Genomic DNA, 14376 nt, shown 5'->3' with positions numbered 1-14376 from the left:
ACAACAGGAGCTATCGCTATGATCAAAAAAACGTTCTCAACCTTAGCCGTCGCCTTACTCGGCTTGTTAGGTATCGCCAGCGCCGATGCGGCGGATATTACGGTAGAAAATGCCGCCGGCAAACAAGTTGTGCCGCAGAACCCGCAGCGGGTTGTGGTGCTGGATTTTTCCGCCGTGGATACCATCCGGCTGTTGGGGGCGAAAGACGCCATTGTCGGTGTTACCAATGCCGGTAAAGTGCCGGAATATTTAAGCGAATTCGGTGCGGCGAACTATGCCAATGTGGGCGTGCCGCCGGAACCGGCATTTGAGAAAATCAACGAATTAAATCCGGATTTAATCATCGCTACCGGGCGACAGGAAAAAGTGCTGGATCGCTTGAAAGAAATTGCGCCGGTATTTTTCGTGAAACTTGATTATGATAATTTCTATCCGAGTTTTCAGCAAAATATCCGCGCCTTCGGTCAGATTTTCGCTCAGGAAGCACTGGCAGAAGAAAAGCTGGTTGCACTCGATAGCCGCATGAAACAGTTGGCTGAACAGGCGAAAGGCAAAACGGCGTTAATGACGTTAGTCAATGAAAGCAAAATCAGCGCGTTTGGTGATAATTCCCGTTATGCGATTATTTATACCGGTTTCGGCTTTACTCCGGCGGATAAGGCGATCAAAGCATCCACCCATGGCATGAGTATCGGTTTCGAATACATTCTAGAAAAAAATCCGGATTATTTATTTGTGGTGGATCGTACCGCCGCGATTACGGATAAAGCCAACAACGCGCAAACCGTGCTGGATAACGCGATTATTAAACAAACCAAAGCGGCTAAAAACAATCATATCGTTTATTTGAATGCTGCCAACTGGTATTTAACTTTCGGCGGGCTGGAAAGTATGGCCATTATGATTGACGAAGTGGAAAGTGCGGTGAAAAAATAGCACGTTTTCTGTTTTAGACAGCCTTTGCATTAAATTAATCTGCGACCCTAGTACAGGGTCGTTATTTTTTTATTTGAACTCCGCCAGCGAAAAGTATCGAACGCAAGTGCGGTCGTTTGCAGCGCCGAAATGAGCAAAAAACAAACGGGCGATTATCTCGCCCGTTACATGGATAAGCAGCGTGATGTTTAGTTGAACATGGCGGAAATGGATTCCTCGTTGCTGATGCGGCGAATGGCTTCGGCAAGCATACCGGAAAGAGTCAGCGTGCGCACTTTACCCAGCGCCTTGATTTCCGGTGAAAGCGGAATGGTATCGGTGACGACGATCTCATCCAACGCGTTGCTGGCGATATTTTTTGCCGCTGAACCGGAGAACACTGCATGAGTCGCATAGGCGAATACCCGTTTGGCACCGCGTTCTTTCAGCGCTTCCGCTGCTTTGCACAAGGTACCGCCGGTGTCGATCATATCGTCCACTAAAATACAATCGCGATCGGCAACGTCACCGATAATGTGCATAACCTGTGCTACATTGGCTTTTGGACGGCGTTTGTCGATAATCGCCATATCGGTATCATTGAGCAGCTTAGCCACCGCGCGAGCCCGCACCACGCCGCCGATATCCGGTGACACCACGATCGGATTGTGCAGATCGGATTTTTTCAGAATATCGTGAATCAGTACCGGCGAACCGAACACATTATCTACCGGCACATCAAAGAAGCCTTGAATCTGTTCAGCGTGCAGATCACAGGTTAACACGCGATCCACCCCGACGCTGGATAAGAAATCGGCAACCACTTTAGCGGTGATCGGCACGCGGGCGGAACGGACGCGGCGATCCTGGCGGGCATAACCGAAATACGGAATCACCGCGGTAATGCGGCCTGCCGATGCGCGACGTAAGGCATCAACCATGACGATCAGTTCCATTAAGTTGTCATTTGTCGGTGCGCAGGTGGACTGGATGATAAAAACATCGCTACCGCGCACATTTTCATTGATCTGAACCTGAATCTCACCGTCGCTGAAACGACCGACGGTGGCGTCCCCCAATGAAAGGTATAAACGTTCGGAAATGCGTTTGGCTAGTTCTGGTGTGGCATTACCAGCGAAGAGTTTAATGTCGGGCATTGTAAATTTAACCTCAAGGATTTTAGATGATAAGAAAGTGTATATAAAGTCATCGACTGGTTCCGTTAAAGGTATGCGCTAACATGCGCCGCAATGGCGAAATGTTAACCCCTTTAGCAACGAAACCGAATAATTGTTCCGGTTTATTGCGCAATACTGTCTGCGCGGATTGCTCGTCGTCAAATTCTGCAAAAACGCAAGCGCCTGTGCCGGTTAATCTTGCCGGTGCATATTGTAGCAACCAGCGCAGGGCTTGTTCAACCTCCGAATACTGATCCAGCACAAGTTTTTGGCAATCGTTTGCATAATTTTCACTCAGCAACTGTGCCAGCGTTTTTTTTGGCGTATTGCGCGGCAGCGCGGGATGATTAAAAATCTGCGCGGTAGAAACCGAGACTGCCGGCTTGAGTACCAGATACCATTTTTCCGGCGGCGTGCAATACGTAATTTGTTCGCCTACGCCTTCGGCAAAAGCGGCTTTGCCATGAATAAAGATCGGCACATCGGCACCTAAGCGCAAGCCCAGCGCGCAGAGTTGTGGCGTTGTCAGCCCGGTGTGCCACAAACGATTTAGCACCACCAGTGTTGTGGCAGCATTGGACGAACCGCCGCCGACGCCGCCGCCGAGCGGCAGAATTTTGTCCAGTTGCAGATCCGCACCCAGCGTGCAGCCGGTTTCGCGTTGCAGCAGGCGAGCAGCACGGTAAATCAAATTCTCTTCGGTATTGATCCCGACAAAGGACGGCGACAGGGTGATTTTTCCGTCTTGACGCACAGAAATACGTAGCCAGTCGCCGAAATCCAGAAACTGAAACAGAGTTTGCAATTCATGATAGCCGTCGGCACGTCTGCCGTTAATATACAGAAACAGGTTCAACTTAGCCGGGCAAGGAAAGCGCAGCGCAGCGTGCGTATTGTGCGACGAAAGTGCGGTGGAAAATTGATAAGTTTTCATTAATATTGCCAATCATCCACGCGGATTTTTAAGGTTTGCGCGGCATTTTTCAACAGAATATCACGCGGCAATGCAATGGCGCGCTCGGTGTGATAATTCAGATAATCCGCCGTCCAGCGCGTGCCGTCGAGCGGGTAGCTGAAACCGGCCAGTAAATGGTTGGTGCCGACCTGATAGTCTGCATTGGTATCGGGTTGACCTTTTAACCAGAATGCCAGTTGCTCTAACGGTATATCCATACCGACAATCTCCCGCAGCAGCATTTTGGCGTCCGCCTCGGAACGTCGGTTTCCTTTATTATCGGAAATGGTCATGCCCTGAGGATTCATCTCAAATTTCAGAGTGGAACTGCTGATGGTAGATGACAGCAGTAGCGTATAGGCTTGCGGATTGCGGTATTGCCAGTCGAAACGAGTGGAAAAACGCTCTTTCGCGCTGATATAACCGAGCTGCCCGGCGGCGCGGTAAGATTGAATGCTGTTGAGTTTTTGCAAATGTTGTTGCCATGCGGGATCGCTGTTGTCGATATGCTGCACGCCGGTCGGGCGGTTGCTGTCAATATCAAGGGTTGTACAGGCGTTGAGCGCCAGTGCGGCGAATAACAGCAAAAAAAGGTTTTTCAAATAGGGCATAATCATAACAAATAAAAAATTTGTGCGTATTTTACGGTGTTAGCCGGGATTAGTAAAGTGCGGTAGGATTTGTGCGCGTTTTTGCTGCAGGGCAAGTTTACGCCGACGATTCAGTTCGTCGCGGATTCCCTGTTTGCTGAAGCCGTCAGCGATTACTTGTCGGACATCCACCTGCAACGCACTGCGGTAGAGTGCCAGCAGAAAATCAGCTTGTGTATAAGGCGCTTGTTGGTAGCCTGTCCGCCCGCGGCAGTCAGCCTGACAAACCAGCAGTAATTCGTTGAAACGCAACGGCTTGCGCCAAATATCCAGTCGATTGAACAGCTTCAAAATGCTGTCAGGGCGCAATGCAAAAGCCTTATGGATATGACCGTGATATTCGCAGCTCAAGGTCGCCAGCGTTTGTGTATAAGTCGGCACTTTCAGCCGTCGGCACAGATTGCGCAGTGGCGTGATGCCAGCCTGTTCGTGCCCGTAATGATGGGGCAGTATAGTAGACGGGGTTAGCGCTTTGCCCAGATCATGACAAACGGCGGCAAAACGCACCGCACTTTTGTGGCAATCGCTGTTCTCTGTCAGGCGTACCGCTTGTTGTAACGCCAGCATGCTGTGGGCGAAACTGTCGATTTCAGGATGATAATGCGGCGGATTCGGCACGCCGTAGAGCGCATCAAGCTCGGCAAACAATACTTGTAACGCACCGGTTTGTCTGAGGGTTTCAAAATACACTTCGGGATTTTTTTCGTTCAGCGCTTTTTCCGTTTCCTGCCAAACCCGCTCGGCGGTGAGCTGTGCCAGTTCGCCCTGTTGCGCGATCTGTCGCATTAAACGACAGGTTTCGGGCGCAATGGTAAATCCGAGATGATGATAACGGGCGGCAAAACGGGCGACCCGCAAGACCCGCAACGGATCTTCGGCAAAAGCCGGCGACACATGACGCAGAATCCGCCGGCGTAAATCACGCACGCCGTGATAAGGGTCATGCAGATTACCTTGCTGATCCTGCGCAATGGCGTTAATGGTCAGATCCCGGCGCATCAGATCTTGCTCGAGGCTGATGTGCGGGCTGAAATCACAGATAAAACCGGTATAGCCGCGACCGGCTTTTTTTTCAGTGCGGGCAAGGGCGTATTCTTCTTTGCTGTGCGGGTGCAAAAACACCGGAAAGTCTTTACCGACCTGCTGATAGCCCTGTTGCAGCAATTGCGCCGGGGTGGCGCCGACCACCAACCAATCGCGATCTTTAACCGGCAGGTTCAGCAATTGATCTCTGACTGCACCGCCCACAAGATAAATTTGCATCGAACATTCCCGTTATTGCGCAAACAAGAATAAAACAGATATATCGCCCATGCTAAGCCTTACGCCCAACCGTCGCGACGGCGACGTTTCGGCACAATCAGCGGGATGATCAGACCGAGCAGCAGACCGACACCTAACACTGAGCCGCCGTAAATAAACCACTGAATCGCGATTTCGCGTTTGCCCGCATCCAGCATAGCTTCCAGATCGCGATTTTTATTTTTGGTGATTTCCAGCTCGCGTTTCAGCTGTGAATTCTGTTCCAGCAGCTGGCTGCTTTGTTCTTCCGCCTGTTTAGTACGGCGCTGCATTTCGCTGGTACGTTGCTGCCAGTCGCTGTCTAGGCGGTTAAGTTTCAGGGTAAGCTCCTGAATTTGGGCTTTTAATTTCGGATTTTCCTGTTTACTGCTCGGAGTGGCAGTCAATTCATTGGTAAGAATCCAAGCCTCACGGTTTTTGCCGTCGCGGATAAGGGTATATTTATCTTTGCGATCCAGCACGGTAACAGCGTCGCCGGACTGAATGGCGCCGGCAATTTTATATTGATCGCCGGCACCTTTGCGTAAAAAGGTGGACAGATTTTCAGTAACATATTGAGTTTCCGCCTGTGCGGTCGGCAGTGCAAGCGCAAACAGTAGGGCGAGGGCGGAAAGCAGTATAGTCGTGATTTTTTGCATAATATGAACATCCTAAATAAATTAAGCAAATAAAAAAGTGCGGTAGATTGTACCGCACTTTAACTTATTGACAAAGTTTTCGCTAAACCGATATTGTCGCTGCGTTGTGAACTGCACGCCGATTAGATGAAAATCGCGCTCAGGATATAATAAATCAGAATTGCAAATAACGCGCCAGCCGGCAGGGTGATAATCCAAGAGGCGACGATATTGCGGATAACTGTGAGGTTTAATGCGGCAATACCGCGCGCAAACCCGATACCTAAAATGGCGCCGACCAGCGTTTGCGTGGTGGAAATCGGCAAGCCGGTACCGGAGGCGAGTACCACAGTGGTGGCAGTGGCAAATTGCGCGGCAAATCCGCGGCTTGGGGTTAAATCGGTAATGCCGGTACCGATAGTCGCCATCACTTTATAACCCATGACGATAAGTCCGAGTGCGATCCCGGCAGCGCCCAAAGGCAAAATCCACCATGCCAACGGACTGTTAGCGATGATTTGCCCTTGATGATCCACAATGGAAACCACCGCAGATACCGGACCGATGGCGTTGGCGACATCGTTCGAACCGTGGGCGAATGCCATGGCACAGGCGGTGAGCAGCATCAGAATACTAAAGATTTTTTCCACTGCGCCAAAGGTGCCGGAACGCATGGTATGACGGAAAATGCGGCTACGGAAATAAAAGCGGCTCAGCACCACGGAAACCGCACTGATAGACAGGGAAATCACCGTTGTTTCAAGCCCACTTAAATGCAGCCCCACGTGTTTTAACCCTTTGGTCATGGTGACGATACACAAAATCAGAATAGTCACGCCCATATAATAAGGACCGTATTTCTGCGCGTTATGCAGCGGTTTTTCGGTATCGAAAATGAGTTTTTGAGTACTGAAGAAAATGCCGTAAGCGACGATCCCGGCGAGTACTGGGGTGATAAACCAGCTGCCGATAATATTGCGGATTGAACCCCAATCCACGGAATGCGGACCGACAGTTATGCAGGCAAAACCGATAATCGCCCCGATAATGGTGTGCGTAGTGGAAACCGGCCAGCCCATTTTGGAGGCAATCAGCAGCCATAAACCGGAGGAAAACAGCGCCGCCATCATGCCCAGCGCCAGAATTTCCGGCGTCGCGGCATATTCGACGGTGTTGATCACGCCACTTTTAATGGTTTCCGTTACTTCACCGCCGGCAAGATATGCCCCGGCGGATTCAAAGATCATTGCAATGATAATAGCTTGTTTCGCTGTAATAGTGCCTGAGCCAACTGACGTTCCCATTGCGTTGGATACGTCATTGGCACCGACCCCGAATGCCATAAAAAAGCCGAACGCGGCGGTAATAATGACAAGCAATGTGCCATATTCTTGAATAATTTCCATAGTGTTTCCCTATGTTTGTAATGATAATTATGAGCGTGCCAGCATTAATTCAATGCGGGAGCCGACGCGCTGCGCTTGATCCGCGAGTACGCCGATCCACTCCAAAATTTTATATAAAAACATGACATCAATAGGATTGTAGCGGTCTTCCACACCACGCAGCATTAAACGCAATTTGATTTGCATTTGATCGGTATCGTCTTCGATATCGTCCAACGCCTGAATCATATTATTGACGAAAGTGAGTTCGCGCCCTTTGAAGCCGGTTTCCAGCAATTCGTCCATTTCGTTGATGACTTTGTGTGCCTGCACGGTGGCGTCCAGACTGCGACAGACATAACGCATAAACTCATCTTGCATTTCGGTTGGGAATGAGAATTGGCGTCCGATCATTCGTCCGGCAATATCTTTGGCATAATTGGCGAGTTTGTCCTGTTGAGTGACCAGCTCAAGCAGGTCGGTGCGGTCGATCGGCATAAACAGCCCGCGCGGCAGTTTGAGCCGGATTTCCCGTTTCAGCGCGTCGGCCTGACGTTCCGCTTCAGAAATCTGCTGGCGTACTTGTTCTGCGTTCTGCCAATCATTTTCAAAAGTGTATTCAAAAAACTGTACCAAAAAGCTACAGCATTCGGTTACTTTGTCCGAATGTTGTTGCAGCGGCTTTAAAGGCGAGTGGGCAAATAAACCGAAAATATTATTTACTGCCATTTAGCTAACTCCTTAAGGGGGTTGAAAGTAATTCAGCGCGCATATTACCCTATGTGAATGAAAAATTCACGATTTTAATCGAAAAAGATCCGGATTTATTGGATAATGCCGACAAGATTTCCGAACGATTCCGACCGCACTGCGGTAGATTTTTTTACTCTCAAGGCATGTTATGAAGAATGAAGTTGAACTGAAATTGGCGGTATCCGCCGATTTTGCCGCTTTTTTAAGTCAGGAGATTTCCGCTTTCCGCATTCTAGCGCAGGAAACACAGCTGCTCGGCAACTGTTATTACGATACGCCGCAGCGTCTTTTTGCCGCGCAGCATATGGGACTGCGGGTACGCAAAGCCGGTGAAGGTTATACCTTTACCCTGAAAACCGACGGAAAAAGCTTAGGCGGCTTGCATATCCGACCGGAATATAATGTTGAGCTGGATAATCCGCAGCCCGATTTGCCGAAGTTAGTCGATGCCTGCCGACTTGATCCGGCGTGGCGCACGCTTACCCTACAACCGATTTTTGCCACCGATTTTGCCCGTCGTGTGTGGCTGGTGGAATGCGGCAACGGCGTGGTGGTGGAAATTGCCTTGGATCAGGGCGAGATCCGCGCCGGGGATAAACGCGAGCCGATTTGTGAGGTGGAATTTGAGCTAAAACAGGGGCGTATTGAGGATTTATTGCATTTCGTCGCCGCATTGAGTTTGGAAAACGGCGTACGCTTAAGCGCGGTCAGCAAGGCACAGCGCGGCTATCGTCTGGCGCAGCAACAAACCACCGCAGAGGTGAAAAACTGGCTGGACAGCTGGCGTGAATTTTTGCAGTTTGCGCAGCAGGCGGCGAATTCTCGGCAAAAACTGACCGCACTTTTTCAGTTGGAACAGGAGCTGATTGAAGAAACCATGACGCTGGGCGCCGAATATTTGGCACAGGATTTTCTGCGCACCGTCGAGCGTATCGGGGCGTTTTTCAATTTGTATCATTTTTATACGGAAAACAGCAGTTTACTTGAAGGTGCGCTGCATGAACGGCTGGAACAGGGCGCGGCGGACGACGAACAGGAGAATCTGACGGCGATTGTGGAAAGCAACGCCCGTTTGTTGTCGCAAATTAAGGCGATCATCTGCCTGCACAGCGAAAATAAAAATAACCGTCAGGCGTTGGATAAGCTGCTCGAACTGCTGCAATCAGTACTTTATGTGAAGCGAATGCTGCATTTGATTTTTCTTACTTTAGATTAAACGGAACGAAACGAGAATGGCGAAAGCACCTAAAACTGCTTATGTTTGCAATCAGTGCGGCGCGGAATTTGCCCGCTGGCAAGGGCAATGTTCCGCCTGCAAGGCATGGAACAGCATCAGTGAAGTACGGCTGGTCTCAGCAAAGCCGAGTAAAAACGATCGTTTCAGCGGTTATGCCGGGGAAACCCAGACGAAAATTCAAACTCTGTCGGAGATTAGTTTGCAGGAGCTGCCGCGGTTTAGCAGCGGATTTAACGAATTGGATCGCGTGCTCGGCGGCGGCATTGTGCCGGGCAGCGCAATTTTAATCGGTGGACATCCCGGTGCTGGCAAAAGTACCTTATTGTTGCAGGTGATGTGCGATTTGGCGAAAAATATGACCGCACTTTATGTGACCGGGGAGGAATCTTTGCAACAGGTGGCGATGCGTGCCAATCGGCTGGGGCTGCCATCGGATCGCTTGAATCTGCTGTCGGAAACCTCGGTGGAGCAAATCTGCCTGCTGGCGGATCAATTAAAGCCGCAGATTATGGTGATCGATTCCATTCAGGTGATGCACTTGGCGGACATTCAGTCTTCACCGGGCAGCGTGGCGCAGGTGCGTGAATGTGCTTCTTTCCTGACCCGTTATGCGAAAACCCGTCAGGTGGCGATAATTCTGGTAGGGCATGTGACCAAAGACGGTACGTTGGCAGGACCGAAAGTGCTGGAACATGTGATCGACGCGTCTTTATTGTTGGAAGGCGAAGCGGATTCCCGTTTCCGCACCTTGCGCAGCCATAAAAATCGGTTCGGCGCGGTAAACGAGTTGGGCGTGTTCGCCATGACCGAACAAGGGCTGCGCGAAGTGAAAAATCCGTCCGCTATTTTCCTCAGTCGTGGCGAAGAACAAACCGCCGGCAGTTCGGTTATGGTGATCTGGGAGGGCACGCGCCCGCTGCTGGTGGAAATTCAGGCGCTGGTGGACCATTCCATGTTGGCAAATCCGCGTCGGGTAGCGGTGGGGCTGGAACAGAACCGACTGGCACTGTTGCTGGCGGTATTGCACCGTCATGGCGGACTGCAAATGTCCGATCAGGATGTGTTTGTGAATGTGGTCGGCGGCGTGAAAGTGGCGGAAACCGGCGCCGATCTGGCACTGTTGCTGGCGTTGATTTCCAGTTTTCGCAACCGAGCGCTACCGCAGGATCTGGTGGTTTTCGGCGAGGTAGGACTTGCCGGTGAAATCCGCCCGGTGCCGAGCGGGCAGGAGCGCATTAGCGAAGCGGCGAAACACGGGTTTAAACGGGCGATTGTGCCGTTTGCCAATAAACCGAAAAGTGCGGTGCAAAATATGCAGGTTTTTACTGTGAAAAAGTTGGCGGATGCACTGGCGATTGTGGAAAACTTTTAATCTGTGTTGCGGGCTTGGGTTTAAATACAGCCGCCGCAACTGCCGCAGCGCCAGTCCTGTTTATTGACCGCCTGATAAAACAGGCGCATATATTCTTCTTCCAGCGGAATATCCGCGTCAATAAACAGCTCGCTCAGCCAGTCGATATTGGCTAAAATCCAGTCGTCTTCATCCAGTCCTTCAAGATACAGCTCATCGGTGGGATCGATAAAATAATAAATTCCTCGGGTGCCCATATCGTGCTCGCGGATCTTTTCGGGAAGAACCAGTGCTTTGTCACGGTAGGTAATTTCCCAGTGACCTAAACATAATGTATTGCCGCTGGCGGTCCAATGGGCGATAAACGGATTAGTCATTTTAACAGCCTCCAAATGAATGATTGCGGGCTGACATTTTATAAAAAAAATCACATAAAAATCTAATGAAATAGTGTAAAATCAGACGTTCTTCCGTGGTTTTGACGTTATTTACCTATTTCGGGTCAGTTAAATTTGGAGATTTTATGGAAAAGAAATTAACGAGAGCACTTGACAATATTGATATAAAAATTCTGAATGAATTACAGCGCAACGGCAAAATTTCCAATATTGATTTGTCGAAAAAAGTCGGTTTGTCGCCGACCCCTTGTTTGGAGCGGGTAAAACGTTTGGAAAAGCAAGGCGTGATTATGGGCTACCGTGCGCTGTTGAACCCTGAACTGTTGAATTCACCGCTGCTGGTGATTGTAGAGATTACGCTGGTGCGTGGCAAACCGGATGTGTTTGAAGAATTTAATGAGGCGGTGCAGCAGTTGGAAGAAATTCAGGAATGCCATTTGGTGTCCGGCGATTTTGACTATTTACTGAAAACCCGAGTGGCGGATATGGCGGCTTACCGGCAATTGCTCGGCACCACGTTACTACGTCTGCCCGGCGTGAATGATACCCGCACCTATGTGGTTATGGAAGAAGTGAAACAGACGAATTTTTTACAATTAAAAATGAATAGATAATGATTAAACGAATTACTCATCATTTTACCCCGCAACAATATCTCGTCGAATTATTGTTAGGATTGACCGCACTTTTCGGCTTGTATTTGATTATCGCGTGGTCAGGTTACAGCCCGCTGGACAGTTCTTGGTCGGTATCAACCTCGCAGCCCGCTACCATTAATAAAGCCGGTGCGCTCGGCGCTTGGATTATTGATTTGTTTTTCGCGTTGTTCGGGCATATTGGAAATCTGCTGCCTTTTGTACTGTGCATTGCGCCGATCAGTTTTATTAAAACCAAACGCACCGACAGCCTGACATGGATGCGGTTTAGCTTTCGTTTATTCGGTTTTGTCTTGTTGTTGTGCGGTTTAACCGTACTGGCGACCTTGCTGCTGTCCAATACGCATTACTATCTGGCGGGCGGCGTGCTGGGCGCAAGTCTGACGGTGTGGCTTTTCCCGCTGTTGGGCAAATTCGGTATTTTATTTACTGCGGTAATTTTCGCTGTGGTGGGCTTTATTTTCTGTTCTGGTGCCTCATTGCTGCGCGTGCTGATGAAATTTTATTACTGGCTGACTATGAAAAACGAAGATACGCCACCGCACGACCCCATGGCAGTCACTGATGAACCGCAGGTGGATGCCCTCGGTAAAGAAACCGTGGCGCAGCCGTTGGAAGAAATTATTATCCGCAAACCGCTGTCGGATAGCGTGACTTTATCGGACGCAGATAACACGCAATCGACGGCAAATACGGATGCTGAACAAGGCAAGCACGAAACCGGCAATGGTTTGGTGAATGTCAACAGCTTGATTAATATCAGCGGATTACACGATGACAACAACCCCGCCGCGCTACAAGGCGAGCCGTTGTCAGTAGCAGCGCAAGCTGCATCGGCGCCAGCGTTTGCAGCATATGAGACAGCCCAAAGCAATGAGCTGCCGCAAGTCAGTATTACCTCGCCGGCACCTGCCGTTGCGGTACCTTATTCCGAGCAGGCTGCTGCGACGGTGCAAAGTGCGGTGGATTTTGCCCCGAATTCTTTTGTAGAGGGCGGATATTCGTCAGTTTATACCGATATTTCAATGCCTACGGTGTCTATTCCTGAACGTAATATGAATTCAGCGCAGGATTCTTCTCCATTTACGGTAAATAGCGGGCGCACGCAACCGGAGGCACAGGATACGCAGGATAACAATGAAGCGGAAATGGCGGAGTTGGCGCGTCAGTTTGCCGAACAGGAACAGCAACGTTTGGCGGAAATGGAACAGCGTGCCAAAGCCATGCACGCGGAAGATGCGCTACAAGTGATTTTAGCCGAACCGCAGAAAACCGCTGAACTGGCAACACCGTCGGCGCCTCAATATGCCTCTTACGGTGGTTCGCTGATTCATCCGGCATTGCAGAAGAAAGTGACAACCACGGCAAAACCGACGACACCGCTGCCGAGTTTAGATTTGCTGGAGCATCGTCCTACCAAAGTGCAGGATATTACGCAGGAAGAAATTATTGAAACCTCACAGCGCATTGAACAGCAGCTGCGCAATTTTAATGTGAAAGCGACGGTGAAAGATGTACTGGTCGGTCCGGTCGTTACCCGTTACGAGCTGGAACTGCAACCGGGCGTGAAAGCCTCGAAAGTTACCGGTATTGATACGGATTTGGCGCGCGCATTAATGTTCCGCTCGATTCGCGTGGCGGAAGTGATCCCCGGCAAGCCGTATATTGGGATAGAAACCCCGAATGTGCAGCGCCAGACGGTGCCGCTGCGTGATGTGCTGGACAGCGACGAATTCCGCCGTTCCGCATCGCCGTTGTCTATGGCGCTGGGTAAAGATATCAGCGGGAAGCCGGTGGTGGTGGATTTGGCGAAAATGCCGCATTTATTGGTAGCGGGCGCCACCGGGTCGGGTAAATCCGTCGGGGTGAATACCATGATTTTGAGTTTGCTGTTTCGAGTTAAGCCGGAAGATGTAAAATTTATTATGATTGACCCGAAAGTGGTGGAGCTGTCGATTTACAACGGTATTCCGCATTTGCTGACCGAAGTGGTGACCGATATGAAAAAAGCGGCGAATGCGCTGCGTTGGTGTGTGGATGAAATGGAACGTCGCTATCAGCTATTATCGGCGCTGCGGGTGCGCAATATCGAAGGCTATAACGAAAAAATCGAAGAATATAATGCCATGGGCATGCCGATCCCGAACCCAATTTGGCGTCCGGGTGATACCATGGATGCCTTACCGCCAGCATTGGAAAAACTCAGTTATATTGTGGTGATCGTCGATGAGTTTGCCGATCTGATGATGGTTGCCGGTAAACAAATTGAAGAGCTGATCGCACGCTTGGCGCAGAAAGCCCGCGCCATCGGCATTCACCTGATTTTAGCCACTCAACGCCCGTCGGTGGATGTGATTACCGGGCTGATTAAAGCCAATATCCCAAGCCGTATCGCCTTTACCGTGGCAAGTAAAATTGACTCGCGCACCATTCTTGATCAGGGCGGCGCGGAGGCCCTGCTGGGACGTGGAGATATGCTGTATTCGGGACAGGGATCTTCTGATCTGATTCGCGTACACGGCGCATTTATGAGTGACGATGAAGTAGCACGCGTGGCGGATGACTGGCGTGCACGCGGTAAACCGAATTACATTGACGGCATCTTAGAGAGTGCGGAAGATGAGGAATCAAGCGACGGCGAGCGTGGTTTTGATGACGGTGAATTGGATGATCTGTTTGATGAAGTGATGGAATTTGTGATCAGCACCGGAACGACATCGGTTTCCGCCATTCAGCGCCGTTTTCGTGTCGGTTTTAACCGTGCTGCGCGGATTATGGATCAACTGGAGGAACAGGGCATCGTATCGCCAATGCAAAACGGCAAGCGCGAGATTTTATCCCGACAAACCGATTATTAGCTTGAGCGCCGGAAACCGGCGAGGGAATTAATCGCGCGTTTGATTGTCTAACGGATGCCATTCATTTTTTGTTTAAGGAAAGCAACGATGAAAAAAACAGCACTAAAATTCACCGCACTTT

General features: G+C 50.2%; 13 protein-coding genes. 5 read left to right on the top strand and 8 right to left on the bottom strand.

Translation table 11 applies throughout. The annotated features are described in order from the left end of the window. Nucleotides 1-21 precede the first annotated feature (21 nt). Nucleotides 22-936: a siderophore ABC transporter substrate-binding protein gene (locus BN3349_RS02130; RefSeq protein WP_040975705.1), complete on the top strand. Its 915-nt coding sequence runs from the start codon at nt 22-24 to the stop codon at nt 934-936. A gap of 188 nt (nt 937-1124) precedes the next feature. On the opposite strand, the gene BN3349_RS02125 is transcribed toward BN3349_RS02130, so the two are convergent. From BN3349_RS02125 to BN3349_RS02095, 7 genes are all read right to left on the bottom strand, one after another. Further along, complete coding sequence (locus BN3349_RS02125) at nt 1125-2072, bottom strand: ribose-phosphate pyrophosphokinase (protein ID WP_040975652.1); 948 nt, start codon at nt 2070-2072, stop codon at nt 1125-1127. Nucleotides 2073-2121: 49 nt separating this feature from the next. Next, nucleotides 2122-3027: a 4-(cytidine 5'-diphospho)-2-C-methyl-D-erythritol kinase gene (gene ispE / locus BN3349_RS02120; RefSeq protein ID WP_040975651.1), complete on the bottom strand. Its 906-nt coding sequence runs from the start codon at nt 3025-3027 to the stop codon at nt 2122-2124. Further along, nucleotides 3027-3659: a lipoprotein insertase outer membrane protein LolB gene (gene lolB, locus BN3349_RS02115; RefSeq protein WP_040975704.1), complete on the bottom strand. Its 633-nt coding sequence runs from the start codon at nt 3657-3659 to the stop codon at nt 3027-3029. Before lolB ends, ispE begins: the two co-directional genes overlap by 1 nt. Before the next feature lie 39 nt (nt 3660-3698). Then, complete coding sequence (locus BN3349_RS02110; protein ID WP_040975650.1) at nt 3699-4961, bottom strand: multifunctional CCA addition/repair protein; 1263 nt, start codon at nt 4959-4961, stop codon at nt 3699-3701. Nucleotides 4962-5020: 59 nt separating this feature from the next. Further along, the gene (locus tag BN3349_RS02105; RefSeq protein WP_040975649.1) at nt 5021-5638 is read right to left on the bottom strand and encodes a TIGR04211 family SH3 domain-containing protein; all 618 of its coding nucleotides are present in this window, start codon (nt 5636-5638) and stop codon (nt 5021-5023) included. 122 nt (nt 5639-5760) lie between these two features. Next, the gene (locus tag BN3349_RS02100) at nt 5761-7023 is read right to left on the bottom strand and encodes an inorganic phosphate transporter (RefSeq protein ID WP_040975648.1); all 1263 of its coding nucleotides are present in this window, start codon (nt 7021-7023) and stop codon (nt 5761-5763) included. A gap of 27 nt (nt 7024-7050) precedes the next feature. Then, complete coding sequence (locus tag BN3349_RS02095; protein ID WP_040975647.1) at nt 7051-7731, bottom strand: TIGR00153 family protein; 681 nt, start codon at nt 7729-7731, stop codon at nt 7051-7053. A gap of 172 nt (nt 7732-7903) precedes the next feature. Here BN3349_RS02095 and BN3349_RS02090 point away from each other — a divergent pair, with 172 nt between their 5' ends. Continuing rightward, entirely contained in the window at nt 7904-8971 is a 1068-nt protein-coding gene (locus tag BN3349_RS02090) for a CYTH domain-containing protein (RefSeq protein ID WP_040975646.1), read from the top strand. A gap of 16 nt (nt 8972-8987) precedes the next feature. Next, nucleotides 8988-10364 carry a DNA repair protein RadA gene (gene radA, locus BN3349_RS02085; protein WP_040975645.1) on the top strand — a complete coding sequence of 459 codons (1377 nt, stop codon included), beginning with the start codon at nt 8988-8990 and terminating at the stop codon, nt 10362-10364. A gap of 20 nt (nt 10365-10384) precedes the next feature. Here radA and BN3349_RS02080 read toward each other — a convergent pair whose 3' ends face one another. Further along, nucleotides 10385-10720 carry a PM0253 family protein gene (locus tag BN3349_RS02080; protein WP_040975644.1) on the bottom strand — a complete coding sequence of 112 codons (336 nt, stop codon included), beginning with the start codon at nt 10718-10720 and terminating at the stop codon, nt 10385-10387. A 146-nt stretch (nt 10721-10866) separates the two neighbouring features. Between BN3349_RS02080 and lrp the strand changes: the two genes are divergently transcribed. Continuing rightward, on the top strand, nt 10867-11355 hold the full coding sequence (lrp, locus tag BN3349_RS02075; protein WP_040975643.1) for a leucine-responsive transcriptional regulator Lrp: 489 nt from the start codon (nt 10867-10869) through the stop codon (nt 11353-11355). Beyond that, complete coding sequence (locus tag BN3349_RS02070; RefSeq protein WP_040975642.1) at nt 11355-14255, top strand: DNA translocase FtsK; 2901 nt, start codon at nt 11355-11357, stop codon at nt 14253-14255. Before lrp ends, BN3349_RS02070 begins: the two co-directional genes overlap by 1 nt. Nucleotides 14256-14376: the final 121 nt, after the last annotated feature.

Source organism: Necropsobacter massiliensis (assembly GCF_000827595.2).
GTDB lineage: Bacteria > Pseudomonadota > Gammaproteobacteria > Enterobacterales > Pasteurellaceae > Necropsobacter > Necropsobacter massiliensis.
The sequence above is the reverse complement of the archived record's forward strand: the minus strand, read 5'-3'. Positions and strand labels throughout refer to the sequence as shown.

Bases quoted from the DNA above. Each gene is read 5' to 3' on its own strand.
- BN3349_RS02125 (WP_040975652.1), bottom strand. From the start codon at position 2,072: ATGCCCGACATTAAACTCTTCGCTGGTAATGCCACACCAGAACTAGCC.
- ispE (WP_040975651.1), bottom strand. From the start codon at position 3,027: ATGAAAACTTATCAATTTTCCACCGCACTTTCGTCGCACAATACGCAC.
- lolB (WP_040975704.1), bottom strand. From the start codon at position 3,659: ATGCCCTATTTGAAAAACCTTTTTTTGCTGTTATTCGCCGCACTGGCG.
- BN3349_RS02110 (WP_040975650.1), bottom strand. From the start codon at position 4,961: ATGCAAATTTATCTTGTGGGCGGTGCAGTCAGAGATCAATTGCTGAAC.
- BN3349_RS02105 (WP_040975649.1), bottom strand. From the start codon at position 5,638: ATGCAAAAAATCACGACTATACTGCTTTCCGCCCTCGCCCTACTGTTT.
- BN3349_RS02100 (WP_040975648.1), bottom strand. From the start codon at position 7,023: ATGGAAATTATTCAAGAATATGGCACATTGCTTGTCATTATTACCGCC.
- BN3349_RS02095 (WP_040975647.1), bottom strand. From the start codon at position 7,731: ATGGCAGTAAATAATATTTTCGGTTTATTTGCCCACTCGCCTTTAAAG.
- BN3349_RS02090 (WP_040975646.1), top strand. From the start codon at position 7,904: ATGAAGAATGAAGTTGAACTGAAATTGGCGGTATCCGCCGATTTTGCC.
- radA (WP_040975645.1), top strand. From the start codon at position 8,988: ATGGCGAAAGCACCTAAAACTGCTTATGTTTGCAATCAGTGCGGCGCG.
- BN3349_RS02080 (WP_040975644.1), bottom strand. From the start codon at position 10,720: ATGACTAATCCGTTTATCGCCCATTGGACCGCCAGCGGCAATACATTA.
- lrp (WP_040975643.1), top strand. From the start codon at position 10,867: ATGGAAAAGAAATTAACGAGAGCACTTGACAATATTGATATAAAAATT.
- BN3349_RS02070 (WP_040975642.1), top strand. From the start codon at position 11,355: ATGATTAAACGAATTACTCATCATTTTACCCCGCAACAATATCTCGTC.